25 protein-coding genes are annotated in these 26132 nt (G+C 68.8%); 17 read left to right on the forward strand and 8 right to left on the reverse strand.

Going from position 1 to position 26132, the window contains the following annotated elements; all coding sequences use genetic code 11:
- The first annotated feature begins 1 nt into the window (after nt 1).
- From ELI80_RS01550 to ELI80_RS01605, 12 genes are read left to right on the forward strand one after another with little or no spacing between them, the layout of a single operon-like run.
- Nucleotides 2-1576, forward strand: a complete 1575-nt coding sequence (locus tag ELI80_RS01550) for a 4-hydroxyphenylacetate 3-hydroxylase N-terminal domain-containing protein (RefSeq protein WP_201740512.1) — start codon at nt 2-4, stop codon at nt 1574-1576.
- Between the two features lie 40 nt (nt 1577-1616).
- The gene (locus tag ELI80_RS01555; RefSeq protein ID WP_136649234.1) at nt 1617-2024 is read left to right on the forward strand and encodes a RidA family protein; all 408 of its coding nucleotides are present in this window, start codon (nt 1617-1619) and stop codon (nt 2022-2024) included.
- Nucleotides 2021-3583, forward strand: a complete 1563-nt coding sequence (locus tag ELI80_RS01560) for a 4-hydroxyphenylacetate 3-hydroxylase N-terminal domain-containing protein (protein ID WP_136649235.1) — start codon at nt 2021-2023, stop codon at nt 3581-3583. The genes ELI80_RS01555 and ELI80_RS01560 overlap by 4 nt, the downstream gene beginning before the upstream one ends.
- A gap of 23 nt (nt 3584-3606) precedes the next feature.
- On the forward strand, nt 3607-4173 hold the full coding sequence (locus ELI80_RS01565; protein WP_136649236.1) for a flavin reductase family protein: 567 nt from the start codon (nt 3607-3609) through the stop codon (nt 4171-4173).
- Between the two features lie 47 nt (nt 4174-4220).
- Nucleotides 4221-6692 carry a xanthine dehydrogenase family protein molybdopterin-binding subunit gene (locus ELI80_RS01570; protein WP_136649237.1) on the forward strand — a complete coding sequence of 824 codons (2472 nt, stop codon included), beginning with the start codon at nt 4221-4223 and terminating at the stop codon, nt 6690-6692.
- Nucleotides 6692-7000, forward strand: coding sequence for a YciI family protein (locus tag ELI80_RS01575; protein ID WP_136649238.1), 309 nt, complete (start codon nt 6692-6694; stop codon nt 6998-7000). Before ELI80_RS01570 ends, ELI80_RS01575 begins: the two co-directional genes overlap by 1 nt.
- Before the next feature lie 27 nt (nt 7001-7027).
- Entirely contained in the window at nt 7028-7711 is a 684-nt protein-coding gene (locus ELI80_RS01580) for an SRPBCC family protein (protein WP_136649239.1), read from the forward strand.
- Nucleotides 7712-7721: 10 nt separating this feature from the next.
- Nucleotides 7722-8216, forward strand: a complete 495-nt coding sequence (locus ELI80_RS01585; protein WP_136649240.1) for a (2Fe-2S)-binding protein — start codon at nt 7722-7724, stop codon at nt 8214-8216.
- Nucleotides 8213-9046 carry an FAD binding domain-containing protein gene (locus ELI80_RS01590; protein WP_201740513.1) on the forward strand — a complete coding sequence of 278 codons (834 nt, stop codon included), beginning with the start codon at nt 8213-8215 and terminating at the stop codon, nt 9044-9046. The genes ELI80_RS01585 and ELI80_RS01590 overlap by 4 nt, the downstream gene beginning before the upstream one ends.
- Nucleotides 9046-9897, forward strand: a complete 852-nt coding sequence (locus ELI80_RS01595; RefSeq protein WP_136649241.1) for a fumarylacetoacetate hydrolase family protein — start codon at nt 9046-9048, stop codon at nt 9895-9897. Before ELI80_RS01590 ends, ELI80_RS01595 begins: the two co-directional genes overlap by 1 nt.
- A complete protein-coding gene (locus tag ELI80_RS01600; protein WP_136649242.1) occupies nt 9894-10625 on the forward strand; it encodes an RraA family protein in 732 nt (243 codons plus the stop codon). Before ELI80_RS01595 ends, ELI80_RS01600 begins: the two co-directional genes overlap by 4 nt.
- Before the next feature lie 30 nt (nt 10626-10655).
- Complete coding sequence (locus ELI80_RS01605; protein WP_136649243.1) at nt 10656-11099, forward strand: cupin domain-containing protein; 444 nt, start codon at nt 10656-10658, stop codon at nt 11097-11099.
- A 315-nt stretch (nt 11100-11414) separates the two neighbouring features.
- On the opposite strand, the gene ELI80_RS01610 is transcribed toward ELI80_RS01605, so the two are convergent.
- The 3 genes from ELI80_RS01610 to ELI80_RS01620 form a co-directional block, all read right to left on the reverse strand.
- Nucleotides 11415-12002, reverse strand: a complete 588-nt coding sequence (locus ELI80_RS01610; protein WP_136649244.1) for an FAD synthetase — start codon at nt 12000-12002, stop codon at nt 11415-11417.
- Between the two features lie 131 nt (nt 12003-12133).
- On the reverse strand, nt 12134-13027 hold the full coding sequence (locus ELI80_RS01615; RefSeq protein ID WP_136649245.1) for a VOC family protein: 894 nt from the start codon (nt 13025-13027) through the stop codon (nt 12134-12136).
- 325 nt (nt 13028-13352) lie between these two features.
- Nucleotides 13353-14303: a LysR substrate-binding domain-containing protein gene (locus ELI80_RS01620; protein WP_136649246.1), complete on the reverse strand. Its 951-nt coding sequence runs from the start codon at nt 14301-14303 to the stop codon at nt 13353-13355.
- Nucleotides 14304-14604: 301 nt separating this feature from the next.
- Here ELI80_RS01620 and ELI80_RS01625 point away from each other — a divergent pair, with 301 nt between their 5' ends.
- The 5 genes from ELI80_RS01625 (at nt 14605) to ELI80_RS01645 (ending at nt 19584) form a co-directional block, all read left to right on the forward strand.
- Nucleotides 14605-15768 carry an acyl-CoA dehydrogenase family protein gene (locus tag ELI80_RS01625; RefSeq protein WP_136649247.1) on the forward strand — a complete coding sequence of 388 codons (1164 nt, stop codon included), beginning with the start codon at nt 14605-14607 and terminating at the stop codon, nt 15766-15768.
- Complete coding sequence (locus ELI80_RS01630; RefSeq protein ID WP_136649248.1) at nt 15768-16874, forward strand: CaiB/BaiF CoA transferase family protein; 1107 nt, start codon at nt 15768-15770, stop codon at nt 16872-16874. The genes ELI80_RS01625 and ELI80_RS01630 overlap by 1 nt, the downstream gene beginning before the upstream one ends.
- Nucleotides 16871-17710, forward strand: a complete 840-nt coding sequence (locus ELI80_RS01635) for an HTD2 family dehydratase (protein ID WP_136649249.1) — start codon at nt 16871-16873, stop codon at nt 17708-17710. Before ELI80_RS01630 ends, ELI80_RS01635 begins: the two co-directional genes overlap by 4 nt.
- Nucleotides 17704-18486, forward strand: coding sequence for an HpcH/HpaI aldolase/citrate lyase family protein (locus tag ELI80_RS01640; RefSeq protein WP_136649250.1), 783 nt, complete (start codon nt 17704-17706; stop codon nt 18484-18486). The genes ELI80_RS01635 and ELI80_RS01640 overlap by 7 nt, the downstream gene beginning before the upstream one ends.
- 444 nt (nt 18487-18930) lie before the next feature.
- Entirely contained in the window at nt 18931-19584 is a 654-nt protein-coding gene (locus ELI80_RS01645; protein ID WP_136649251.1) for an HWE histidine kinase domain-containing protein, read from the forward strand.
- A 439-nt stretch (nt 19585-20023) separates the two neighbouring features.
- Here ELI80_RS01645 and ELI80_RS01650 read toward each other — a convergent pair whose 3' ends face one another.
- From ELI80_RS01650 to ELI80_RS01670, 5 genes are all read right to left on the reverse strand, one after another.
- A complete protein-coding gene (locus ELI80_RS01650; protein WP_136649252.1) occupies nt 20024-20941 on the reverse strand; it encodes a sugar kinase in 918 nt (305 codons plus the stop codon).
- The gene (locus tag ELI80_RS01655) at nt 20938-22395 is read right to left on the reverse strand and encodes a mannitol dehydrogenase family protein (RefSeq protein ID WP_136649253.1); all 1458 of its coding nucleotides are present in this window, start codon (nt 22393-22395) and stop codon (nt 20938-20940) included. Before ELI80_RS01655 ends, ELI80_RS01650 begins: the two co-directional genes overlap by 4 nt.
- Nucleotides 22392-23600 carry a mannonate dehydratase gene (gene uxuA / locus ELI80_RS01660; protein ID WP_136649254.1) on the reverse strand — a complete coding sequence of 403 codons (1209 nt, stop codon included), beginning with the start codon at nt 23598-23600 and terminating at the stop codon, nt 22392-22394. The genes ELI80_RS01655 and uxuA overlap by 4 nt, the downstream gene beginning before the upstream one ends.
- Before the next feature lie 200 nt (nt 23601-23800).
- Nucleotides 23801-24850, reverse strand: coding sequence for an L-idonate 5-dehydrogenase (locus ELI80_RS01665; RefSeq protein ID WP_136649255.1), 1050 nt, complete (start codon nt 24848-24850; stop codon nt 23801-23803).
- A gap of 1 nt (nt 24851) precedes the next feature.
- Nucleotides 24852-26132 carry a TRAP transporter large permease gene (locus ELI80_RS01670; protein WP_136649256.1) on the reverse strand — a complete coding sequence of 427 codons (1281 nt, stop codon included), beginning with the start codon at nt 26130-26132 and terminating at the stop codon, nt 24852-24854.

Here is a 26132-nt window from a genome sequence, read left to right on the forward strand (position 1 = left end):
CATGAACGACGCAACCGCAACGCCCGGACAAGGCCGTCCCGGAACGGCCGATGCCCGCAAGAAGTCGGTCCCGATGACGGGCAAGGAATACCTTGCCAGCCTGGATGACGACCGCGAGGTCTGGATCTACGGCAAGCGGGTCAAGAACATCGCCGAGCACCCCGGCTTCCGCAACTCCGCCCGGATGATCGCGCGCTTCTACGACGCGATGCACGACGAGGCGAAGAAGGACATCATCACCGCGCCCACCGAGGACGGCGGCTTCACCCACCGCTATTTCCTTGCCCCCCGCACGGTCGAGGAACAGGTGAAGGCGCGCGACGCCGTGGCAGAGTCGCAGCGGGTGTCCTACGGGTGGATGGGCCGCTCGCCCGACTACAAGGGATCGTTCCTCGCGACGCTCGGGGCCAACTCGCAGTACTATCGCGGCTACGAGAAGAACGCGCTCCGCTGGTACACCCAGGCGCAGGAGCGCACGTGGTACATCAACCACGCCATCATGAATCCGCCGGTGGACCGCAACAAGCCGACCGCCGACACCTCGGACGTGTATGTCCGCGTCACGAAGGAAACCGACGCCGGGATCTACGTGTCGGGCGCCAAGGTCGTGGCCACCAACTCGGCCCTGACGAACTACACCTTCGTCGCCCACGCCGGGCAGCTTCCGATCAAGGACCCGAACTACGCGCCGGTCTTCATCGTCCCGACGGGCGCGCCGGGGCTGAAGATGATCTCGCGCGTGTCGAACGAACAGCGCGCGGCGGTGCTGGGCTCGCCCTTCGACTATCCGCTGTCGTCGCGCATGGACGAGAACGACGCGATCCTCGTTCTCGACAACGTTTTCGTCCCCTGGGAAGACGTGTTCATGCACGGGGATGTCGATCAGGCCAACGACTTCGCCCCCGGCTCGGGCTTCAACGCGCGCGCGGCCATGCACGGCTGCACCCGGCTGGCGGTCAAGCTGGACTTCATCGTGGGCGCCATGACGATGGCGCTGGACATCAACGGCACCTCATCGTTCCACGGGGTCATGTCGCGGATGGGCGAGGTCATCGCCTGGCGCAACACCATGTGGGGCCTGTCGGACGCCATGGCCAAGTCCAGCATCCGGTGGAACGGCATGGTGCAGCCCGACAGTCGCTTCGGCACCGCCTACCGCACGATCTCGCAGATCGCCTATCCGGCGATCAAGAACATCATCGAATCCAGCGTCGCATCGGGGCTGATCTATCTCAACAGCCACGCCGACGACTTCAAGGCGCCCGAGATCCGGGGCGACCTGGACCGCTACCTGCGCGGTTCGGGCGGGGTCGATGCGGAACGGCGCGCCAAGGTGATGAAGCTCCTGTGGGATTGCATCGGGACCGAGTTCGGCGGCCGTCACGAGCTGTACGAGATCAACTACCTCGGCTCGAACGACCTGACCCGCCTGCAGAACTACTGGGAGGCCCAGGCCGGCGGCGAGATGAACCGGATGAAGGGCATGGTCGAGGCCTGCATGGCCGAATACGACCTCGACGGCTGGACCGTCCCCGACCTCATCAACAACGACGACGTGAGCGTGCTGCGCCGCTGAAGGCACGGCACGACCGGATTTCGCAGAAGGAGAGACAGCGATGGCACAGAAGAAGCAGCGTTTCATTTCGGACAAGGTCGCCGAGTATCCGCCGGGCCACTGGTCCAACACGATCCGGGCGGGCGACCAGATCTGGCTGTCCGGCTTCACCTCGCGCGGGGCTGACCTGAAGACCATCCATGGCGAAGGTTCCGCCTACGAGCAGACCAAGGTGATCTTCGAGAAGGTCAAGAACTGCCTCGAAGCCGCCGGGTCCGGGCTTCAGGATGTCGTCACCATGACGATCTATGTGACCGACATGGCCGAGAACAAGGATATCTGGCGCGCCCGCCAGGAGTTCTTCACCGGCGACTTCCCGTGTTCGACGCTGGTCCAGGTGGCGGCGCTGGGCGATCCGCGCATCAAGCTCGAGATCACCTGCCAGGCGATGGCGGGCAGCGGCGAATGACCGGCGCCGCGGCACAGGGAGCTTCGGCTCCCGACCCCCGCTTCGTCCCGCTGACGGGGCAGGAGTACCTGGACAGCCTGAACGACGACCGCGAGGTCTGGATCTACGGCGAACGCGTCCGCGACATCGCCAACCATCCGGCGTTCCGGAACTCGGCCCGGATGATCGCACGGATGTACGACGCCCTGCACGACCCCAGGCGGAAGGACGTCCTAACGGTCCCGACGGAATGGGGCGGATACACGCAGCGCTTCTTCCGCGCCCCCCACACGGTCGAGGAGCAAGTCGCGCAGCGCGACGCGATTGCCGAATGGCAGAAGGTCGCATGGGGCTGGATGGGCCGGTCGCCCGACTACAAGGGCTCGTTTCTCGGGACGCTCGGGGCCAACGCCGGCTTCTACAAGGGGTTCGAGGAGAACGCCGAGCGGTGGTACCGCAAGGCGCAGGAGCGGACGTGGTACGTCAACCACGCCATCATGCATCCGCCGGTCGATCGCGACCTGCCGACCGCCGACGGCTCGGACGTGTATGTCAAGGTCGTCAAGGAAACCGACGCGGGCATCCACGTGTCCGGCGCCAAGGTCGTGGCGACCAACTCGGCGCTGACCCACTACACCTTCGTCGCGCATGTCGCACAGGTCCCGATCGCCGATCCGAAGTTCGCGCCGGTCTTCATCGTGCCGACCAGCGCGCCGGGCGTGAAGCTGATCTGCCGCGTGTCGAACGAATACCGCGCCGCGACGACGGGCAGCCCGTTCGATTATCCGCTGTCCTCGCGGCTCGATGAAAACGACGCGATCCTGGTCCTCGATGACGTATTCATCCCCTGGGAAGACGTCTTCATGCACGGGGACCTGGAACAGGCCAACAAGTTCAACGTGGGCTCGGGCTTTCTCGAACGCGCCTCGCTGCACGGCTGCACCCGGTTCGCCGTCAAGATGAACTTCATCGTCGGGCTGCTGGCCCGCGCGCTCGAGATCACCGGCGCCAAGGGCTTCCACGGCGTGCAGTCGCAGCTGGGCGAGGTCATCGCGTGGCGGAACGCCTTCTGGGCATTGTCGGACGCGATGGCGAAAAGCGGCGTGCCGTGGAACGGCATGGTCCGCCCCGACGCGCATTTCGCCGGCGCCTACCGGGTGCTGAACCAGATGGCGATGCCCAAGATCAAGAACATCATCGAGCAGATCGTCGCCTCGGGCCTGATCTATCTCAACAGCCACGCGGCCGACTTCGCCACCGAGGAGATCCGCCCCTATCTCGACAAGTATGTCCGGGGCAGCGGCGGCACGACGGCCGTCGAGCGGGTCAAGGTCATGAAGATGCTCTGGGACGCGGTCGGGACCGAGTTTGGTTCGCGCCACGAACTGTACGAGATCAACTACATCGGCTCGAACGACATCACGCGCCTGACGAACCTGTGGGCGGCCGAGGGCTCGGGGAACATGGCCAGGTTCAAGTCCTTCGCGCAGTCGGCGATGGACGAATACGACCTGAACGGCTGGACCGTCCCGGACCTCGTCAACCCTCACGACGTCAGCCTCGTGCTGAAGCGGACCTGAGCGGCAATCGGAGGACACAGCGCATGACCCTGTCTGAACCTGCTTCGGCGATGCCCTTCACCTCGCGCCAGTTCCGCGACGCGATGGGTCAGTTCGCGTCAGGCGTGGTCGTGATCACCGTCAACACGGAGGAAGGTCCCCACGCCATGACGGCCAACGCCTTCATGTCGGGATCGCTCGAGCCGCCGCTGGTGGTGATCTCGGTGGCGGATACGGCGAAGATGCACAGGTGGCTGCAGCACGCGGACGGCTTCGGGGTCTCGATCCTGACCAGCCAGCAGGAACGCGACAGCAACCACTTCGCCGGCCGCCGTTCGACCGACTACGCGCCGCAGCTGGATGTGCTGGACGGCACGCCGGTCGTCGCGGGGGCGGCGGTGCGGCTGGCCGCAGCCCGGGCCTACGCCTATCCCTGCGGCGACCACACGCTGTTTGTCGGTCATGTCCGGGCGCTGGAGGTGCAGCAGCCCGACGCGGTGCGGCCGCTGCTGTTCTACTGCGGCAAGTACGGCGCGATCTCGCCCTCGGCCTGGAGCGAAGAGGCCGCCCCCAGCCGGCTGTGGCCGGAAATGGACGGTCAGTGGTGGTGACCGCCGCCCCCGCCCGCCCGAACTGAAATCCGAACGGAACGACGACCATGGATTCTTCGCATATGCCGCGCCGCCCGCGTCCGGGGCCGTTCGACCGCCCCGCGGCGGAGCTCGGCCACGCGCCCGAGGGCGTCGGACGCATGAACAGCATGGGCATCGGCGCGCCGCTTGCCCGGATCGAGGACATCCGCCTGGTCACGGGGAACGGCCGGTTCGCCAACAACGTGACCGTGCCGGGCCAGCTGCGCGGCTACGTGCTGCGTTCGCCGCTCGGTCACGCGCGCATCCGCTCCATCGACGTGAGCGGCGCGCTCGAGGTTCCGGGCCTCGTCGCGGTCCTGACGGGCGAGGACTATGCACGCGACGGCCTGGGCGACATGCCCTGCGTCTCGATCCCGCCGACGATCAAGGGCGGCGCCTACGTGCCGACCCCGTTCCCGGCGCTCGCCGTGGACACCGTGCGCTGCGTCGGATCCGAGGTCGCGTTCGTCGTGGCCGAAACCCTGAGCGCGGCGGTCGAGGCGGCGGAACGGATCGTGGTCGACTACGAACCGCTGCCCGTCGCGCCGACGCTTGAAGCGGCGATCGCGCCAGGTGCGCCCCTGGTCTGGCCCGACGCGCCCGGCAATCGCTGCTTCTATCACGAGCTGGGCGACGCGGCGGCCTGCGACGCGGCCTTCGACGGCGCCGCGCACGTCGTCAAAGGCCGCATCCGCAACCAGCGCGTCGCGGGGAACCCGCTCGAGCCGCGGACCTGCATCGGCCGCTACGACCCCGCCGACGGGCGGTTCCACCTGACCAGCTCGACCGCGAACCCCCACCGCCTGCGGCTGCTCCTGTCCGAGCACATCTTCCGCATCCCCGCCCATCGCATCCACGTCGTCGCGGGCGACGTGGGCGGCGGCTTCGGCACCAAGGGCGGGCTCTACCCCGAGGAGATCCTCGTCCTCTGGGCCGCCTGGCGGGTCGGGCGCCCCGTAAAGTGGGTCTGCGAGCGCAGCGAGGCCTTCCTGGCCGACTTCAACGGCCGCGACCAGATCGCCGACGCCGAGATGGCGCTGGATGCGGACGGCCGCGTGCTGGGGCTGCGGGTCGAGGTGAACCACAACCTCGGCTCCGCGCTCGGCCCCTCGACCGCCCATCCGCCGCTGGTCGGCACCCGGATGCTGTCGGGCGTCTATGCCTTCCCGGCGATGCACGTGAAGATCAACGGCATCTTCACCAACAGCCGCACGCTGACGACCTATCGCGGCGCCGGACGCCCCGAGGCCACGCTGATCGTCGAGCGGATGCTGGACCTTGCCGCCGAAAAGGTCGGGCTGGACCCGGTCGAGATCCGCCGCCGCAACTTCATCCGTCCCGAGCAGATGCCCTATCGGACGGCGATCGGCGAGACCTACGACTGCGGCGAGTTCGAGGCGGTCACGGACGCCGCGCTCGCGCTCGCCGACTGGGACGGGTTCGAGGCGCGGCGCAGGACGTCCGAGGGCAGGGGCCTGCTGCGCGGCCGCGGCCTGTCCTGCTACATCGAGGTCTGCGCGACGCTGAGCGACCGCATGGAGGTCCGCTTCGATTCAAGCGGCTGTGTCTCCATCCTCGCCGGCACGTTTTCCTACGGGCAGGGGCACGAGACGACCTATGCCCAGATGGTGCACGACTGGCTGGGCGTTCCTCTGGACCAGATCCGCTTCGTGCAGGGCGACACCGACATCATCGCGACGGGCCGGGGCAGCTTCGGTTCGCGCTCGATGACGGTCGGCGGCTCGGCGCTCAGGAAGGCGTGCGAGAACCTGATCGCGATGGGCGCGCGGCTGGCGTCGCTGATGCTGGACGTGGAACCCGAGGCGCTGGATTTTGTGGACGGGTCCTATGTCTGGACCGCGGGCGACCGCCGCAGCGTGCCGCTGACCGAGGTGGCGAAGACCAGCTTCGCCTGGCGCGGGTCGGCCGCCTACAACAGCGGTCCGCCCAGGCAGATCCCCGCCGACCTGTGGTCGGGCCTGGAAGGGGTCGGGCATTTCTCGGCCAACCCGCAGAACTATCCCAACGGCTGCTATGTCGCCGAGGTCGAGGTGGACCCCGAGACCGGGCAGGTCCGGGTGGACCGGATTGCGGGCGTCGATGACGTCGGCACCGTCATCAACCCCCTGCTGCTGGAAGGGCAGGTGATCGGCGGCTGCGCGCAGGCGGTCGGGCAGGTCCTGCTGGAAGCGGTCGTCCACGATGCCGAGGGGCAGGTCCTCAGCGGCGCCTTCACCGACTACGGGATGCCGCGGGCCGAGGACTTCCCGCACATGGTCCTTTCGAACCGACCGGTGCCCACGCAGACGAATCCGCTGGGCGTCAAGGGCGGGGCCGAGACCGGCACGATCGGGCTTCCTCCGGCGATCCTTTCGGCGGTGCTCGATGCGCTGCGCCCTCTGGGCGTCCGTGACCTTTCCATGCCGCTGACCCCGATGAAGGTGTGGGCGGCCATCGACGCCGCCAGCAGCGCCCCCGTTTCGAAGGAGAATTCCTGATGGCTCATTTCATCGTCTATCGCCTCGACCGCGAGGATGGCGCGGCCGAGGGCATCCGGGCCACCACCCGCCCCGCCCACCGCGACTACATGTCCGGGTTCGGCAGCCGCGTGCTGATCGGCGGCCCGGTCCTTGACGACGACGGCAACGCGCGCGGCGGGATGATGGTCATCGACGCCGACAGCCGCGAGGAGGTCGAGCGGATCGTCGCCGCCGACCCGTTCGAGCTGGCGGGCCTTTCGGCCACCATCCACATCGCGCCGTTCCGCTGGCAGACCAGCCGCCCCGCGCATCTGCCGCCGCTGTGACGCGCCCTGACCTGAAAGGCTGACCCCATGGAAATCACCGGAGAAAGGCTGCTCGACCTGCCGCCCGAAAAGGTCTGGGATGGCCTGCTGGACACCCGCGTGCTCCAGGCCTCGATCCCCGGCTGCGAGGCGATGACCGAAACCGGGAACGGGGTCTACGAGGCCGTGGTGCTGGCGTCGGTCGGGCCGGTCCGGGCAAGGTTCAAGGGCCGCATCAGGCAGCGCGAACTGGTCAGGCCGTCCCGCTACGAGCTCGACTTCGAGGGCGAGAGCGGGATGGCGGGCCGCGCGAACGGGTCGGCGGTCGTCACCCTTGAGCCGAGGGGCGAGGGGGGCGGCCAGACGCTTCTGACCTATCGCGCCGAAAGCCAGATCGGCGGAAGGCTGGCGCAGATCGGGTCGCGGCTGATCGACGCGACCGTGGTGCGCATGTCCAACCAGTTCTTCGACCGCTTCCAGCAGGTGGTGCAGGACCCCGCGCTGCTCGACGGCCCCGGGGCCGCGGCGGGCGCGTCCGTCGCTTCGGTCGAGCCGCCGGCCACGCCCGCCCATGCCGCCGCGCCCGCCCGTGCCGCCGCGCCGTCCGGCCTTGCGGCCGCCCCGATGCTGGCGCGCGACGCGGGCGGCGTCACCATCCAGATGCCCGGCTGGGTCTTCACCGCCGCCCTGTCGCTGGGCGCGCTGCTGATCGGCTGGCTCGCCGTCAACTGAGGAGGGCGCGATGATAGAAGTGACAATCGCCGTCAACGGGATCGAGCAGCGCCACCAGGTCGAGGACCGGACGCTGCTGGTCGAGTTCCTGCGCGACCAGTGCGGCCTGACCGGCACCAACATCGGCTGCGACACCACGCAGTGCGGCTGCTGCACCGTCCACGTGGACGGGCGCGCGATCAAGTCGTGCACGCTCTTCGCGGCGCAGGTGGACGGGGCCGAGGTCGTCACCATCGAGGGGCTGGGACAGCCCGAGAACCTGCACCCGATGCAGGCCGCGTTCCGCCGCCACCATGCGCTGCAATGCGGCTACTGCACGTCGGGGATGATCATGCAGGGCGTCGACATCGTCCGCCGCGGCCGGGCGGTGGACGAGGCGACCATCCGCCACGAACTGGAAGGCAACTTCTGCCGCTGCACCGGCTACCAGGGCATCGTCGAGGCGATCGCCGAGGTGGCCCGGACCGCGCCGGAGTCGTGCAAGGCAAGCGGGGACGCGGCATGAGCGTGCCCGACTTCGCCTATCGCCGTCCGGCGACCCTCGCCGAGGCGCTGGACCTGCTGCGCTCCGATCCCGAGGCGCGGGCGCTTGCGGGCGGGCAGACGCTGATCCCGGCGCTGAAGCAGCGCATGACGCGACCCTCGATCCTGGTCGATCTGCAATCCATCCCCGAGATGCGCGGGATCGAGGTGGACGCCGACAGGGTAAGCATCGGCGCGATGACCCCCCATGCGGTGACCGCAACCGACCCCCGCATCCGGGCGGCCATCCCCGCGCTTGCGGCCATGGCGGCCCGCGTTTCGCACCCGCAGGTCCGCAACCTCGGCACCATGGGCGGGTCGATCGCCAACAACGATCCCGCCGCCGACTATCCGGCCGCGGTGCTGGGACTTGGCGCCGAGATCGAGACGACGCGCCGCCGGATCGCGGCCGACGACTTCTTTCTCGGGCTCTTCACCACCGCGCTGGAGCCGGGCGAACTGGTGCTGCGGATCCATTTTCCGCGGCCGGACAATTGCGGCTACGTCAAGTTCGCCAACCCCGCGTCCGGCTATGTCACGACCGGGGCCTTCGTCGCCCGGGGACCGGCGGGCGTCCGCGTCGCGATCAACGGGGCCGGGCCGGTCGTCTTCCGCTTCACCGACGCCGAGGCGCGGCTTGCCGGCGACTTCACCCCCGCGGCGCTGGACGGGCTGAGCCTGCCGGCCGCGGGGCTCAACAGCGACATCCATGCCAGCGCCGCCTATCGCGCCCGGCTTGCCGCGGTCGGGACACGACGCGCGCTTGCCATCGCGCTGGCCCAACCGCCCGAACAGATCAAGGAGTCCGCCTGATGCGTTTCATGACCTTCGTTTCGCCCACCGGAGAAAGTTTCGGCCTGACGGACGGGCGCAGGATCGTCGATCTGGGCATCCGCACCGGCCTTTGCCTTGCCGGCGCGATCCGGCGCGATGAACTCGCCTCGCTCGGGCAACGCTTCGGGAACGCCCCCGCCGACTATATCGTGGACGAGGTGACGTTCCTGCCGGTGATCCCGCGCCCGGGCAAGATCATCTGCGTGGGGCTGAACTACGTCGAGCACAGGCGCGAGGGCGGCCATGCCGAGACGGCGGCGGCCCCGCCGCTGTTCATCCGCTACCCGCAGTCGCAGGTCGGCCATCTGCAGCCCATGGTCATCCCGCGGGAAAGCGACGCCTTCGACTTCGAGGCCGAGATCGCGGTCGTCATCGGCACCGCCGGGCGGCGGATCGCCAGGGCGGACGCGATGTCCCACGTCGCGGGGATCAGCGCCTACAACGACGGCTCGGTCCGCGACTGGCAGCTGGCGACGAACCAGTGGACGCCGGGCAAGAACTTCCCCGCGACGGGCGGTTTCGGGCCGTGGCTGGTGACGCCTGATGAAACGTCGCTCGACCGGTCCCTGCGCCTGGTCTGCCGCCTCAACGGCGAGACGATGCAGGACGCCACGACCGACCTGATGATGTTCGACACGGCCGAGCTCATCAGCCACGTCTCGACCTTCTGCACGCTCGAACCCGGCGACGTGATCGTCACCGGCACGCCGGGCGGGGTCGGGCACCGGCGCGAGCCGAAGCTCTACATGAAGCACGGCGACATCGTCGAGATCGAGGTCGAGGGCGTCGGCACCCTGCGCAACCCGGTGGTCAAGGAAGCCGCCGAATGAGCGCCGTCGAACCGCTTGCGGACCGCACGCGCGAACTTCTCGGGCTGGCGGGGGCGGCCACGCTGGCGAACGCGCTGCTCAGACGCGGCTTCCGCAATACCTTCCTGCTGGGCCTTCGGGCCGTGGCGCCCGACCAGGCACCGCTGATCGGGCCCGCCTGGACCGTCCGCTTCATCCCCGCGCGCGAGGACAAGGACAGCATGGAGCTGTATGCGCGCGACGACAGCCTGCACCGCCGCGCGATCGAGGAATGCGACCCCGAGGCGGTGCTGGTGCTGGCCGCGGGGGGCGACGCGCGCGCCTCGTCGATGGGGGACATGATGGCCCTGCGGCTCAAGGCGCGAGGCGTCGCGGGCGCGATCACCGACGGCGGGTTCCGCGACGTGCCCGGCATCCGGGCCACGGGGCTCCCCTGCTACCAGGTGACCGAGTCCGGCCCCGCCACCCCGATCTGGCTGCATCCGGTCGAGTTCAACACGCCGGTCGGCTTCGCAGGGGTCGCGATCTATCCCGGCGACATCATCGTCGGCAACGACGAAGGGATCGTCGCCATTCCCCGGCACCTCGCGGACGAGATCGCCGAGGAATGCGCCGGGGTGGCGGACTACGAGCACTTCGTCGCCGCCCATATCCGCCGCGGCCGTTCGCTGTTCGGCCTTTTCCCCGCGACCCCGGACAGCCGGCGCGAATACGACGACTGGGTGGCCGCCGGCCGGCCCGAGATCTGAGCATTTCCCGTTTCCGCAAAGGACGAGCAGATGGACACCGACAATCCCGCCAAGGCACTGGCCGACACGCTGGAGATCCTGACCCGCCGCGAGGATCTGGACCCGAACGCCTGGATCGAGTTTCCCGAATACGGGCTGCGCCAGTATTTCCTGTGGAAGAACCCGCAGACGGGCGCCAGCATCGCGATCCTCGAATTCGACAAGGGCGGCCGCATCCCCGTCAAGCATCACCACGCCTCGAACCAGTTCATGTACTGCCTGGAAGGCGACTACGAATACACCGAAGTCGGCCTGCGCCTGACGCCCGGCACCTTCTACATGAACCCGAAGGATCATCCGCACGGGCCCACGCTCGCGCATGAGAAGTCGGTCCTGATCGAGATCTACGACGGGCCGCACTACTACGAGAAGCCGGTCTTCCACACCGACGAGACGATCGGCGGGTTCCTTGCCGGCCAGCAGAGCGGGGGATGACGCTGGACCAGCCGCGGCTGAGCGGCTTCGACAAGCCGGCCGGCCGCGGCGCTGCCTGGCGCCGATCGCGTGCTGGCGCCTGTCGGGGTCTGGCGTGCATACCGTGGCGTGCTCGGCGCGACGGCGCTGCTGTCCGAAGGGGGCTATTGGGCTGCATCGAGGCGCAGCTGGCAATTACGCCGGACACGCGCGCCGCAGGGGCACGGACTCTGCCCTGCGCAAAAGACAGGGCTGCGGTTCGCGACATTCCCCTTCCCGCCGGCGCGCGGCCCGCGTGCGCTGGCCTCCGAGATGCCGCCCGGCTGACCGGGGCGCCTACCAGGCGAGCTCGTATTCGGGATGGATGAACTGGTCCTGCCAGCCCAGCAGGGTCCTGCACAGGTCGTACTGGCCGGCGCGCCAAAGGTTGCGGATCCGGCTGGACGAGATGCGCTCGCCCTTCTCGCAGTGGACAGGATCGAGCATCCGCACAGGGAAGTGCCGGGCGAGCAGATCGACGTCGCCCGCCTGCATCGCGCCGAAGCGGAAGTCGTCGCCCACCCAGACCTCGGCCGGGTTCATGCGATCGAGGTCGGCGATGAACTCCGCAGCGGTGCGGGCGCGGAACGCTGCATCGAAATGCGACAGGACGACGTGATCCACGCCGAGCGCCCCGATCCGCGCCACCTTCTCATGCGCGGTGCAAAGAAGCGTCGCGCGGCCGAAGAAAACCTTGGGCGGCGGATCGAAGGTCCAGACGACCAGCGGCAGGCCGCGCCGGCGGGCCGAGGCCTGCGCGCCGCAGACAAGCGCCTGATGGCCAAGATGCACGCCGTCGAAGGCCCCGATCGTGATCACGGCACCGTCCAGCACCGGCGCCTCGCGGTGCACGGGGGGCGGGAAAGTCGTCCCGGAACTCTGCATGGCGGTCTCCTCCTCACGCCCTTGCCAGGATGGTGCTGGCGACCGGGGTTGCAGTCAAATGAAGAGATATCTGCATTCGCGCAACGCCCGGTTATACTCCTGTCCCCGCGCCTCCCCGACGCGCCGCAGGCTCACTCGAGCTTGCAGGTGAACTCGGCACCCCAGGCGTTGAGGTCGCCTCCGGCCCAGTCCCGGGGAACCATGGGGAAGAACTCGTGCCAGGGGCGCGGCTCGAACATGTTCAGCTCGGGAATGAACACGTCCATTTCGGTGTAGAGCTCGATCATCACGCCGTCCGGGTCGCGGTGATATCCGGCGTAATTGTGGCTCGCAGGGTGGCGGGCCGGCCCCCATTCCTGCTTGACGCCCCGCCGCCGCAGCCAGTCGGCCGCCATCGCGTGCGAGGGGCTGCCCCGCAGCTCGAAGGCGAAATGGTGATACCTGTTCTCGGGCCCCTTCACGATGTTGATGACGTGGTGGTCCTTGTTGCAGGTGTAGAAGTTGAAGAAGTCGGTGAACTTGTCCGTGAACCAGAAGCCGAGGAAGTCCTCGAAGAACTCGGTGACCTTGTCGCCCGAGGTGTTCATCATGGCGACATGCCCCAGTCTCATCGGCGCGACCCCCACGTCCCTGAAGCCCGGGGCCGGGGTGGCGATGTCGTTGTAGAACTGCAGGTTCAGATTGCCCGGCAGCTCGAGTTCCACGAGGGAGCGCACGCCCGGCTGGCTGTCGGTCTTGAGCTGTCCCCGGATCCCGAACGCCTCGGCGTCCTTCAGGAACTCTGCAAGCTCGATCTCGGGTTTCAGCTGGAACCCGATATTGGCGATCGCGCTTTCGCTGCCGGGATGAAGAGCCACGTTGTGGTGGTCGTAGCCAATGGAAAGATAGAGCTCGCCCTTGTCGCCCTTGTCGGTGAGGTTCAGCCCGATCCCTTCGACGTAATGATCCTGAACGCGCGCGAGATCCGGCGTGAAAAGGGATACATAGACAAGCTGGAACACCTTGGGGTTGAAGATCTTGCGCATCCGTTTCCTCGCTTGCAGACCGGTCGCCGGCCATTGAATGGCAGCGGATGAGGGCCCGACCCTGCTCAAGACAGCGGCGGTCCGGCGGCAGGTCGGCCGGACTTGCAAAGCGCGCTGCGATGGCCTGTGACGGTGTTCCTCCTCGCCGCGGGTAAGGTTTGAGGGAAGGCCACGGCAAGTCAAATGACGATGGACCGCGCGCAGCATAACCCGGGGTTATGCAAGGAGGGGTCGCGGCGGCAGCTCGGGCCATGGACCTGATCACGCAGCGGTCACGAAGCGAACGGCCGCCGATACTCTTTCGACGCGCGCCGCGCCGATGCCGCTACTCGCTACGGCTGATCCGTGCGCCGATCCATCGACCGCTGCGCGCCAGATCGGAAAGCATCTCGCCGGTCAGGGCCAGAACGACCGAGACGGCATTGGTCATCGGACGATTGCCGGAGTGAGCGAGGTGGATGCTCCGGGCGAGCGGGGGATCGACAATGGCCCAGCTGCGAAGCCGCCCTTCGGCGACTTCGGCCGCGACCGCGTTCTCGGGGAGGATGGAATAGCCCAACCCCTCCTCGACCAGCGCCTTGATGTTGCCGTAGGAATCGACGTCGATCACGCAATTCAGGTCATGGCCTCCCGCTTCGGCGTGCTCGTTGACGAGCTCGCGCAACCCGTGGCCCTTCCCGGGAAGGATCAGGGGCAGTTCCGCGGTGCGGCGGAACGGGACCTCGGACCCGCCCACAGGCAGGTCTTCGGCCCGCAACCCGGCGGCGGGGCCGAGCAGGTGCAGCTGCTCGACCAGCAGGCGTTCCGTTCCGATGCCGCGTTCCTCGACGCTGCCGTAGAGGATCGCGAGGTCGATCCGTTCGTCGCGGATCCAGTCGAGGATGAAGCCGCTCATCGCCTCGGCGATGCGAAGCTTGATGCGGGGATAGCGCAGGTGGACCGCCTTGATCAGCGGGACTGCGAGGATTTCGGCGATGGTGCCCGGCACGCCAAGCTGGACTTCGCCCGCCGGGTCGTTCTGGTGCCCGCGGATTTCCTCGGTGGCGACGGTGACCTGGTCCATGACGATCCGGGCGTGGCGAAGCAGGATCATGCCGGCCTCCGTCGGCTCGACCCCGCGTGGCGTGCGGAACAGCAGCGTCGTTCCGAGATCCGCCTCCATGTTCCGGACGTGCAGCGACAGCGCCGGTTGCGAGACATGCAGGAACGCGGCCGCGCGCGAGAACGAGCCCTGTTCGACGATGGCGACGAAGTAGCGAAGCTGACGAAGATCCATCGGTTGCGCCGCCCCCGTGATGCCGCCGGCGTTCAGGATTGCCGGAAAAGACGTGCGTCCGGCGCGGCGGATATCAGATCACCACAAGGACACGGATGTAGAGCAAGGCGGGCGCGCGCGAAAGAGGATCGGCGGGATCGTGTGCGTCAGACCCCGGACGGGCGACCGTCGCCTGCCGGCCGCGGGCAGGGCGCCGGGCGGCGTTATAACTTCCCGGCTTCACGCCCATCCACAACATGTATTTGCCATTTGCAGCGCGCTGTTGCCACCTCGCCCGGGACCGAGATCTTGAGAGGGCTTCATGCAGCAATCCGTCGCAGACGACTATCAGGACCTGCGCGACGCCGTGCGCGCGCTCTGCGCCGAATTTCCGGACGAATATCACCGCCGCATCGACGAGGCGCGGGCCTATCCCGAGGAATTCGTGGACGCGCTGACCCGCGCCGGGTGGATGGCCGCGCTCATCCCCGAGGAATACGGCGGATCCGGCCTTGGTCTGACCGAAGCCTCGATCATCATGGAGGAAATCAACCGGGCCGGCGGGAACTCGGGCGCCTGCCACGGGCAGATGTACAACATGAACACGCTGGTCCGGCACGGATCGGAAGAGCAGCGCCGCAAGTACCTGCCGCGGATCGCCGCGGGCGAGCTGCGCCTGCAGTCCATGGGCGTGACCGAACCCACGACGGGAACCGACACCACCAGGATCAAGACCACCGCCGTCCGGCAGGGGGACCATTATGTCATCAATGGCCAGAAGGTCTGGATCAGCCGGGTCCAGCATTCCGACCTGATGATCCTGCTCGCCCGGACCACGCCGCTTTCCGACGTGAAGAAGAAGTCCGAGGGGCTGTCCATCTTCCTCGTCGACATCAGGGAGGCCATGAAGTCCGGCATGACCGTCCGGCCGATCATGAACATGGTCAACCACGAGACGAACGAGCTGTTCTTCGACAATCTCCGCATCCCGGCCGAGAACCTGATCGGCGAGGAGGGGCAGGGCTTCAAGTACATCCTGACCGGCCTGAACGCGGAACGTACCCTGATCGCGGCGGAATGCATCGGCGACGGCTACTGGTTCATCGACCGCGTGTCGAAATACGTCAGCGAACGCGTGGTCTTCGGCCGGCCGATCGGCCAGAACCAGGGGGTCCAGTTTCCCATCGCCGAGGCGTTCATCGAGGTCGAGGCCGCGAACCTGATGCGCTTCGAGGCCTGCCGGCTCTACGACGCCCACCAGCCCTGCGGCGCGCAGGCCAACATGGCGAAATACCTCGCCGCCAAGGCCAGCTGGGAAGCCGCCAACGCCTGCCTCCAGTTCCACGGCGGCTTCGGCTTCGCGTGCGAATACGACGTCGAGCGCAAGTTCCGCGAAACGCGTCTCTACCAGGTTGCGCCGATCTCGACCAATCTGATCCTGTCCTACGTGGCCGAGCATGTCCTCGGCCTGCCGCGGAGCTTCTGATGGGAACCCTGCCGCTGGAAGGACTGACCGTGGTCGCCATCGAACAGGCGGTGGCCGCGCCCTTCGCGACCTCGCGCCTCGCCGACGCGGGCGCGCGGGTCATCAAGATCGAACGCCCGGAAGGCGATTTCGCCCGCGGCTACGACGATGTCGCGAACGGGCAGGCGAGCTACTTCGTCTGGCTGAACCGCGGCAAGGAAAGCGTCGCCCTGGACCTGACCCGGCCCGAACACCGCGAAAGCCTCGCCCGGCTGCTGGACGGCGCGGACGTGCTGGTCCAGAACCTGAAGCCCGGCGCGCTGGGCCGCCTCGGCTTCGGCTTCGACCGGCTCGCCGCCGACTATCCGCGGCTGATCGTCTGTTCCATCTCGGGCTACGGCGAGATCGGGCCGATGGCGGACCGCAAGGCCTACGACCTGCTGATCCAGGCGGAATCGGGCCTGTGTTCCATCACCGGCGGCCCGGACGAGCCGTCGCGCGTCGGCGTGTCGCTGGTCGATGTCGCCACGGGAGCCACCGCCCATGCCGCGATCCTCGAGGCGCTGATCCGGCGCGGGATCGACGGCCGGGGCGCGAACATCCAGATCTCGATGTTCGACGTGATGGCCGACTGGCTGACCGTCCCGCTGATGAACCACGAGGGCGGGAAGTCGCCGCGCCGGCTCGGGCTAGCCCATCCCTCGATCTCGCCCTACAGCGTGTTCACCTGCAAGGACGGCAACCAGATCCTGATCTCGGTCCAGAGCGATCGCGAGTTCGCGAAGTTTGCCGAGGTCTTCATGGACAGGCCGGACATGGCGCGCGACCCGCGTTTTGCCACCAACGTGGCGCGCGTCCGGAACCGGCCGCAGACGGATGCGGCCGTGGCTGCCGCCTTCGCCTCGAAGACCGCAAGCGAGGCGACCGAACGGCTGGTCGCGGCCGACGTGGCCTTCGCGTCGGTGAACGACATGGACGGCCTGTCGCGCCATCCGCAGCTGCGCCGGATCACGGTGGACACCCCGAACGGGCCAGTCAGCTATCCCGCGCCCGGCGCCGTCTTCGTGGGCGAACCGCGCAGCTACGGGGCCGTCCCGGCCCTTCCCGAGGTGGAGGCAGGCGCATGAGCGGTCTCGACCTCGAAGACCTGCGACACTGGATCGGGCAGAGCGAAAGCAGGTCCGAACTCGTCACCGGCGCGATGGTGGACCGCTTCAGGTCCACCTTCGACCAGGAAGGCGACGTCGCAGAAGGGAATGTGGCGCCGGTCATGATCCACCTGTGCGTCGCACCCCCCGCCGCCCCGACCGGCGGGCTGGGCCCCGACGGCCATCCGGCCCGCGGCGGTTTCCTGCCGCCCGTCCCGCTGCCCCGCCGCATGTGGGCAGGGGGCGCCTTCACCTTCCATGACGACATTCGCGTGGGTGAGCGCGTCGCCCGGACCTCGACCATCCGCGACGTCACCCTGAAGGAAGGCCGGACCGGCAGCCTGTGCTTTGTCACCGTCGATCATCGGATCGAAAGCGCGGGGCGGCTGGTGATCGAGGAACGGCAGGACATCGTCTATCGCGGTGCCGATGCGCCCCGCGCGCCGGGCGAGCGCCCGGAACCTGCCGCGCCCGGAACCCATCGCGTCGTGGTCGTGCCGTCGGCCGCGCTGCTGTTCCGCTATTCCGCACTGACCTTCAACGGCCACCGCATCCATTACGACGCACCCTATGCGACCGGCGTCGAAGGCTATCCGGGCCTGGTGGTCCACGGGCCCCTGCAGGCCACGATGCTGGTGCAGCTGGCCGAACGGCTGCACGGCAGGCGCCCGGCGCGGTTCGACTTCCGCTCCCTGTCGCCGCTCTTCGACGACGCGGACTTCACCCTCAACGCCGACGAGGATGGCGGGGACCTGCGCCTGTGGACCGCCGGCGTGGGCGGCCCCGTCGCGATGGAGGCCCGCGCATCATGGTAGCCCTTGTCCGCGCCCCCCTGTTCGTCCCCGCCGACCGGCCCGAGCGGTTCGCCAAGGCCGCCGCATCGGGTGCCGACGCGGTCATCCTGGACCTGGAGGATGCCGTGGCCCCGGCCGGCAAGGACGCCGCCCGCAAGGCCCTGGACGCGTCGTTCACCGACCTGCCGGTGCTCGTCCGCATCAATGCGCATGGCACGCCGTGGCACGACCGCGACGTTGCGGCCGTGGCGGCCTTGCCCGTCGCCGCCGTGGTGCTGCCCAAGGCCGAGGACGCGGAAACATGCGGCATCGTCGCCGGGGCGACGGGCAGGCCCGTGATCGCGCTTGTCGAGTCTGCCGCAGGCCTCGCCCGGGCGCGCGCAATCGCCGCGGCAGACGGCGTGGCGCGGCTTGCCTTCGGCTCCATCGACTTCTGCGCCGATCTCGGCTGCGAGCACCTGCGCGAGGTGCTGCTGCCGGCGCGATCCGAACTGGTGCTGGCCTCGCGGCTGGCGGGCCTTCCCGGTCCCCTCGACGGGGTGACGGTCCAGCTTGACGATCCGTCGTTCACCCGTGACGACGCGCGTCATGCCTGCGCGATGGGCATGACCGGCAAGCTGTGCATCCACCCGGCGCAGGTCGCCGAGGTCAGGGCCGCCTTCGCGCCGACGCCCGCGCAGGTCGACTGGGCGCGCCGGGTGCTGGCCTCGGGCGAGGGCGCGGCGTCGGTCGACGGCGCAATGGTCGACGAACCGGTCCGCATCCGCGCCCGCGCCATCCTGGCGCAGGCCGATTGAAACCGCGAGGGCCGATCGTGGTCGGAAAGCGGTTCGGAGGGTTGCCGGTGCCTGTGGAGGTGCCTGTCTGGGCTTTGTGAGTCATCGCCGATCCAGGGACCTCGTCGGCGCCTGCACCGAACGGGTTCACCGATGCGCTGCTGGCGTCGGCGGGCTTCCTTCTCAACTTCGCGGCCGTCCAGTCGGTGCCGTTCGTTACTGACCTCTACCACCCTGACGGGCTGATGCTGCAAGGAAGCAAGAGGGAGTGTGCCTGTTGCCTGTCCATCGCCGGGCCGTGGTGCCGCAGCGGCGAGGATTGCCCATGTGGCGGCGGCGTCCCGCCGCGCGTTCAGTAAAAAATATCATGGTCCGGTCTTCCATCAATGGTTGAATGTCGCCCGGCTCTGGTTGACGCTGCCCGGCAAGGCTGCGGCAGCCACGTGGCGGGATGAAAGCAGGAACATGGCCGGACCCGAGCCGCAGATGCAGACCGACGCGCCGGCCAACCTGCCGGAGCTGAGCCGCCAGGTCGGGAACAGCTACGCCCTGCTGCGGTCGATCATCCGCCGCTCGGCCGAAACCGCGACCGGCGTGGACAGCCTTGCGTGGCACATGGAGGGTCGGCTCGACGCGATCGGCCGGATCATGCTGGCCCTGATCCGCGAGCCCGGCACCTCCTTCGACCTGTGCCACCTGATCGAGGACGAGCTGACCGAGCAGCAGGCGATCGACAGCGCCAGCAGCTGGTCGCTGAACGGCCCGCCGGTGACGATGAATGCGGCGGCGGCACAGGTTCTGGGACTGCTGTTCCATGAACTCGTCACCAACTCGATCGAGCATGGCATGCTCGGCGGGGAAGACGGCGGTGAGCTGCAGGTGAACTGGCGGATCGAGCCGGGCGCAGGAGACGGGATGCTGCGGCTGGACTGGATCGAGCGCGGCGCGCCGGCAAGGATGGACCGCGAAGGGTTCGGCAGCCTCGTTCTGGACGGAATGCTGCGCTACCAGCTCGACGGTACTGCCGAGCGTGAGATGGGCCCCGGGGGCGTGCGGATCTCCATCGCCGTGCCGATGCGCAGGCTCGTGGAGGACGATGCCGCGCCAGGCTTCGCCTGAGCGTTGCGGGCCTGCGGGCCCAGGGCGGCAGGGGTTGTCCCGCGATGTTGCCGCACCCGTGGCGCTTTCCCAGCTGGACAACAGGTCACGGCAGGGCTGACACCCGCACCGGCCGGCCCGGCCCGCCATTTTCACGCCTTGCCGGTGGATGCGATGGGAAGGTTCGCGAAGAAGCCTCTCGTCAGCCGACTCACCCGCGTCCGGATGAAACTTCGCAGCGTCGGATGCCCTGAAGTTTAACCGCTCGTGGCAAAAACCCGCGGCCAGATCAGTGATGCCCGCGCGATTGAGCGCTCTCAGCCGGGGTGCAGGCGCGTCGCACGAACCCGGGCCTGACCGGAGCCAGCTCAAGTAAGGATCGGCAAAGGTTGCGTCGTCGCGCCGATGCCCAACCCGGAGCAAACTCCCGGCCGACAGTCACGGCGCCGACCGCCCCGGATCAGTCCCGCGCCAGTGCCTCGCGCACCAGCGCGCCGCGATGGCGGATGACGCGGCGGCTCAGCTCGTGCGCCTCCCGGATGGCCGCCCCGATGTCCTTCTCCGCGAGCCGCGCCGCGAGATAGCCCGCGTTGAAGCTGTCGCCGGCGGCGGTGGTGTCCACGGGCCGCTCGCGGGTGAGCCCGTCGACCAGCCCCCAGCCCTCGCGCCCGCCATGCCGGATCGCGTCGCCGCCGGCCTTGACCACCACCTGACCCGCGCCGCGGGCGAGGTAGCGTTCCACCGTCGCTTGCGGATCGGCGTCACCGAAATGCTCGCGCTCGTCGTCGAAGCTGGGCAGCACGAGGTCGGCGATGCCGGCCGCCGCCTCGATGTCGCGGCGCATGGTGCGGCCGTCGGACCAGAGTTTTGGCCTGAGGTTGGGGTCGAACACGACCTGCGTGCCGGCGGCGCGCGCGGCCGCCAGCGCCTCGATCAGCAGCGCGCGGCCCGGCTCGGGCAGGATGGCGAGCGTGATGCCGGAGAAATAGGCGATGCGCACGCCGTCCAGCGCCGCCGCCAGCGCCCGCGGATCGTCCGCCAGCCCCTTGGCCGCCGACGTGTCGCGCCAGTAGCTGAAGCTGCGCTCGCCGTCCTTAAGCGAGATCGCGTAAAGCGCGATCTCGCGCCGGGGATCGCGGGTCACGTGGTCCGCCCCGATCCCCTCGGCGGCCAGGAAGTCGAGCATCTTCTGCGAGAACTCGCCTTGGCCCACCCGGCTGCAGTAGGACACGCGCCAGTCGGCGGTCAGCAGGCGGCGCAGGTACCAGGCCGTGTTCAGCGTGTCGCCGGCGATGCCCAGCCGCCAGTGGCCGGGCTGCCCGGCCTCGGACAGTTCAACCATCGCCTCGCCGATGGAAAGGATCAGCTGGCCGGTCATGGCGCCGGCGACGCCTTCATCACGGCGCGCAGGCCGTCGTGGCGGATGCGGGTCAGCATTGTCTGCACCGTCTCGGCGAAGGCAGGATTGCCGGTCACGGCGTAGGACGCCAGCCCCGGCAGCGCAAGCACGGACCGGGCCAGCACCGCGTCATCGCCGCCTGCCCGGCGGGCGAGGTCCAGGAGCGCCGGCCCCCGCGGATCATCGGGCGCCCGACCGTCCGCGGCAAGCTGCGCGATCCATGCCAGCCAGATCGCCGTGGCGAAGGCGAAGGGCCGCGCGTCACCGCCCGCCGCCAGCACCTCGGCGGCGGGCGCGAACCAGCGCTGCGGCAGCTTCTCGGTCCCGTCCGTGGCAATCTGGCGGGTCTGATGGGCAATGGCAGGGTTGGCGAAGCGGACCATCAGCGCCTCGGCGTAGCTGCCGGGGTCCAGGCCCGCGCCCTGCGGCAGGGTTGCGGCGGCCGCGCGCATGTGGCGGCGGACCAGCGGCGCAAGATCGGGGTCGGCCACCGCATCGCGCACAAAGGGCAGTCCGAGCATCTGCCCGGCATAGGCGATCAGCGAGTGGCTGCCGTTCAGCATCCTGAGCTTCATCGCCTCGTTCGCGCGCACGTCGGAAACGAACTGCGCGCCGCCCGCCTCCCATGCCGGGCGGCCCTGCGGGAAATGATCCTCTATCACCCACTGAGTGAAGGGCTCGGTCTCGATGCAAGCGAGGTCGCGGTGGCCGGTCAGCGCCTCGACATCGGCCAGCGTCTTGTCGGTCACGGCGGGGGTGATGCGGTCCACCATCGTCGCCGGGAAGGCGACTTCCCCCTCGATCCAGCGGGCAAGGTCGGCATCGGTGCGGCGGGCGAAGCCCAGCACGCCCGCGCGCAGAAGCGCGCCATTGTCGGGCAGGTTGTCGCAGCAGAGCACGGTTAACGGTGCTGCCCCCGCCTGCCGCCGGGCCGAAAGCGCCGCGGTGACGATCCCCAGCACGCCTTGCGGTCGCCGCGGGTCGTAAAGATCGTGCGCGACTGCGGCGTGGCCTTCGTCGGCGTCCATCGCCGCCCGGTCGATGCCGTAGGCCTTTTCCGAGACCGTCAGCGACAGGATCTTGATGGCCGGGTCGCAGGCCGCGCGCAGGATCGCGTCCGCGTCGCCGCCGATGGCGCTGGCGTGGGCGGCGATGACGCGGGCGCGGTCCTGTTCCGACCGCTCCAGCACGGTGTAAAGCCCGTCCTGCGCGTTCAGCGCATCCGGGATGTCGCGGCTGCGCAGGTTGGCGCCGATGATGCGCCAGTCGCCGCCCTCGGCCGCCAGCGCATCGTCCGTGAAGACGGCCTGGTGGGCGCGATGGAAGGCGCCGAGTCCCAGGTGCACGATGCCCGCGCCGTGCGCCGCCGGCTCATAGCCGGGCCGCGCGACACCGGGCGGCAGGTCGGAAAGGCCGGTCAGGCGCGGGTTCATGCCATGGCCCCGTGGCTCAGCGCCATCTCGACCCCGCGCAATTCGGCCAAACCCTTGAGCCGACCGATCGCCGGGTAGCCCGGCTGGCCGCCGCGACCGATGTCGTCGAGGATGTCCTGCCCGTGGTCGGGGCGCATGGGGATGACCGCATCGGCACGTCCGGCATCGCGGCGCCGGCCCTCCTCGCGCAGGATCGCCGCCACCAGCGCCACCATGTCCGTCTGGCCGCCCAGGTGCTCGTCCTCGAAGAACGAGCCCCGGATGGCGTTGCTGTCGCGGCGGACGTTGCGCAGGTGCAGGAAATGCACGCGCCTGCCCAGCCGGTCCATCATGCCCGGCAGGTCGTTGTCCGGCCGCGCCCCCAGCGAGCCGGAACACAGCGTGATGCCGTTCGCGGGCAGGTCCACCGCGGCCATGCGCTCGACGTAGTCGGATTCGGTGGACATGACGCGGGGCAGGCCCAGCAGGCCGAAGGGCGGGTCGTCCGGGTGGCAGCAGAGCCGCATCCCGATGTCCTGCGCGACCGGGGCCACCTGTTCGAGGAAGTCGTTGAAGTTCCGTCGCAGCACCTGGTCGGTCACCGGCGCGTAGCTTTCCAGCAGGTTGCGCACGTCCTGAAGGCTGAAGCTCTCGGCCGCGCCGGGCAGGCCGAAGACCACGTTCCCGGCCAGCTGCTCGCGGCGGGCGTCATCCATGTCGGCGAAGCGGCGGGCAGCTTCCTCGCGGACCGCCTCGGGAAAGTCCTCGGCCGCGCCCTTGCGCTGCAGGATGTGGACGTCGAAGGCCGCGAAGTCGATGAAGTCGAAGCGCATGCAGCGCGCGCCGTTCGGGCGGCGCCAGGCCAGGTCGGTGCGGGTCCAGTCGAGGACCGGCATGAAGTTGTAGCACAGCACCTCGATCCCGGCTTTGCGCAGGTTCCGCATCGAGGTAATCCAGTTTGCAATGTGCGCGCGCCAGTCGCCGGTCTGGGTCTTGATCGCCTCGCTGACCGGAAGGCTTTCGATCACCTCCCACCCGAGGCCAGAGGGGCTGCCGTCGCGCATCACCGCAAGTTCACCCTGCCGCTTCTCGATCTCCTCGGGCGTCCAGACCGTGCCGGTCGGGACATGGTGCAGGGCGGTGACCACGCCCTGGACGCCCGCCTGCAGCATGTCGTCGATCGACACCCGATCCTTCGGACCAAACCAGCGCCACGTGTGTCGCATTGAGCTTTCCTTATCCTTCAAGCTGCATTGCCATGGTCCCTCGACCACAGGCAGTCGGGACAGAGGTCCCCGATGTCGTTGATGCGGCGGCGGGTGCCGCCCGCCCGGCCGCCAGTGGCGGCGTTCTGGCAGGACATCCGCGGGGCGCGTTGCCTGTGCTGGCGACGCGGGTCCCCGATCTCTCTGGCCACGGCCATGGCTCAGGCGCGGAAATCGAGTTGCACCTTGACCGACCTTGCCCGGTCGCCCGCGAGGTCGAAGGCGCGCTGCGCCTCGGCCGCCGGCAGGACCTGCGTCACCATGGGGGACAGGTCGATCTCGCCCGCGCCGATCATGCGGACGGCTTCGCCGAATTCCGCGTCGAAGCGGTGGGTTCCGACGAGATGCAGTTCCTTGCCGACGATCAGGTTCAGCGGCAAGGGGAGGATGCCGCCCACGCCGATCTGGACGATGGTCCCCTGCGGCCGGGTGACGGTGATCGCCTGGGCGATGGCGTGCGGATTGGCCGAGCATTCCAGCACCACGTCGATGCGCCCCTTGCCGCCCGTGTAGTCCGCGAGCCCGTCGGGCTCTGCGGCCACGTTCACGCTGCGGTCGGCGCCCATGCGGCGGGCGATGTCCAGCGTGAAGTCCTGCACGTCCGTCACCACGATCTCGGTCGCGCCGCGCAGCCGTGCGAGCGCGGTGCAGATGGCGCCAATCGGCCCGGCCCCAGTCACCAGCACCCGCCGGCCCGCGAGGTCCGGCGCCCTTCCCAGCGCATGCAGGCAGACCGCGAGCGGCTCGGCCCCCGCCGCATCGGACGCGCCGGCACCTGCAGCAACGGGGATGCACTGCGCGACGGGGTGATACAGGCGGCTGCGGAAGAACCCGTCCTCGTGCGGCAGCCGCATGGCTGACCCGTTGAAGCGCATGGACAGGCAGTGCCGTTCCAGCCCCGCGCGGCAGTATTCGCAAGTCCCGCACGGACGCGAGGGCGACAGCGCCACCAGCTGCCCCGGCGCGAGGCCCGAGCCCTCGGGCGCCGCCTCGACGATTCCCGCCGCCTCGTGGCCGAGGATGATCGGCTCGCGCACCCGGACCGGGCCGAAGCCGCCGTCCTGGTAGTAGTGCAGGTCCGACCCGCAGATCCCGCCCCGCGCGATGCGGATCAGTGCCGCGCCCGCGGCGGAATCGGCATCGGGGTCGGCCAGCGGCTCGACGCGCAGGTCGCGGGCGGCGTGCAGGCGGCAGGCGATATCGTAACTCATCTCAGTTTCCCATCAGCGTGTTCGGCAGCCAGGTCGCGAAGGGCGGGTAGTAGGACACCAGCAGCAGCACGATCAGGTTTGAGATCAGGAACGGGATGACCGCGACCACCACCTTTGCCAGGGGCTCGCGGGCGATGTTGCAGGCCACGAACAGGCAGACCCCGATGGGCGGCGTGGTCAGGCCAATCATCAGGTTCAGCACCGCGAAGGTCGCGAAGTGTAGCGGGTCGATGCCCACGCTGGTGGCCAGGCCCAGCAGCGGCACGAACAGGATGATGAGGGCGGCGATGGTTTCCATGAACATGCCAACGACCAGCAGCAGCAGGTTGATCAGCAGGATCACGACGATTGGGTTGTCGCTGAGCGACAGGACGCCGCTGACCAGCATCTGGGGGATCCGCTCCGAGGCGAGGATCGACCCGAAGACGTTGGCAAAGCCGACCAGCGCGAGGATGCCGGCCGAGCTGACGGCGCTGTTCACGATGATGCGCGGGACGGCCCGGACGGGCAGCTCCCGATAGATGAAGGCGCCGACGATGAAGGCGTAGAGGCAGGCGACGATCGCGGTCTCGGTCGGGGTGGCGATGCCGGTCAGCAGCCCGCCGATGATGAGTCCGGTCATGGCCAGCGCCCAGAAGGCCGACAGGAAGGCTGCGATCAACTCGCCGATGCCCTTCCATTCCTGCCGCGGATAGTTCCGGCGCAGGGCGATGATGTAGCAGGTGATCGCCATGGCAAGTCCCATCAGGACGCCCGGCACCGCGCCCGCAAGGAAAAGCTTGCCGACCGAGATGCCCGACAGCGCGCCCACGATGATCATCGGCACGCTGGGCGGAATCATCGGCCCCACGGTTGACGAGGCGGCGGTGATCGCCGCGGCGAAGTCGCCGGGATAGCCCGACCGCTTCATGCCGGGGATCATCACGCTGCCGGTCGCCGCGACGTCGGCCACGGCCGTTCCTGACACGCCGCCGAACATCATCGAATCCGCAACGTTCGCCATGGCAAGGCCGCCACGCATCCAGCCCACAAGCGCGTTGGCCAGGCGGATGATGCGCTCGGTGATGCCGCCGAAGTTCATCAGGTTGCCGGCGAGGATGAAGCCGGGGATGCACAGCAGCACGAAGACGTCCATTCCCGCGAACATCCGCTGCGGGATGATGACGACCGGCAGGCCGGCGGACAGGATGTAGGCCAGCGACGACAGGCCTAGGCAGACGGCGACCGGGACGCCGAGCGCCAGCGTCACGACGAACGTGGCGAGAAGAAAAATGAGATCCAT

The sequence above is a fragment of the Paracoccus aeridis genome (assembly GCF_004923205.2).
Taxonomy (GTDB): Bacteria; Pseudomonadota; Alphaproteobacteria; order Rhodobacterales; family Rhodobacteraceae; genus Paracoccus; species Paracoccus aeridis.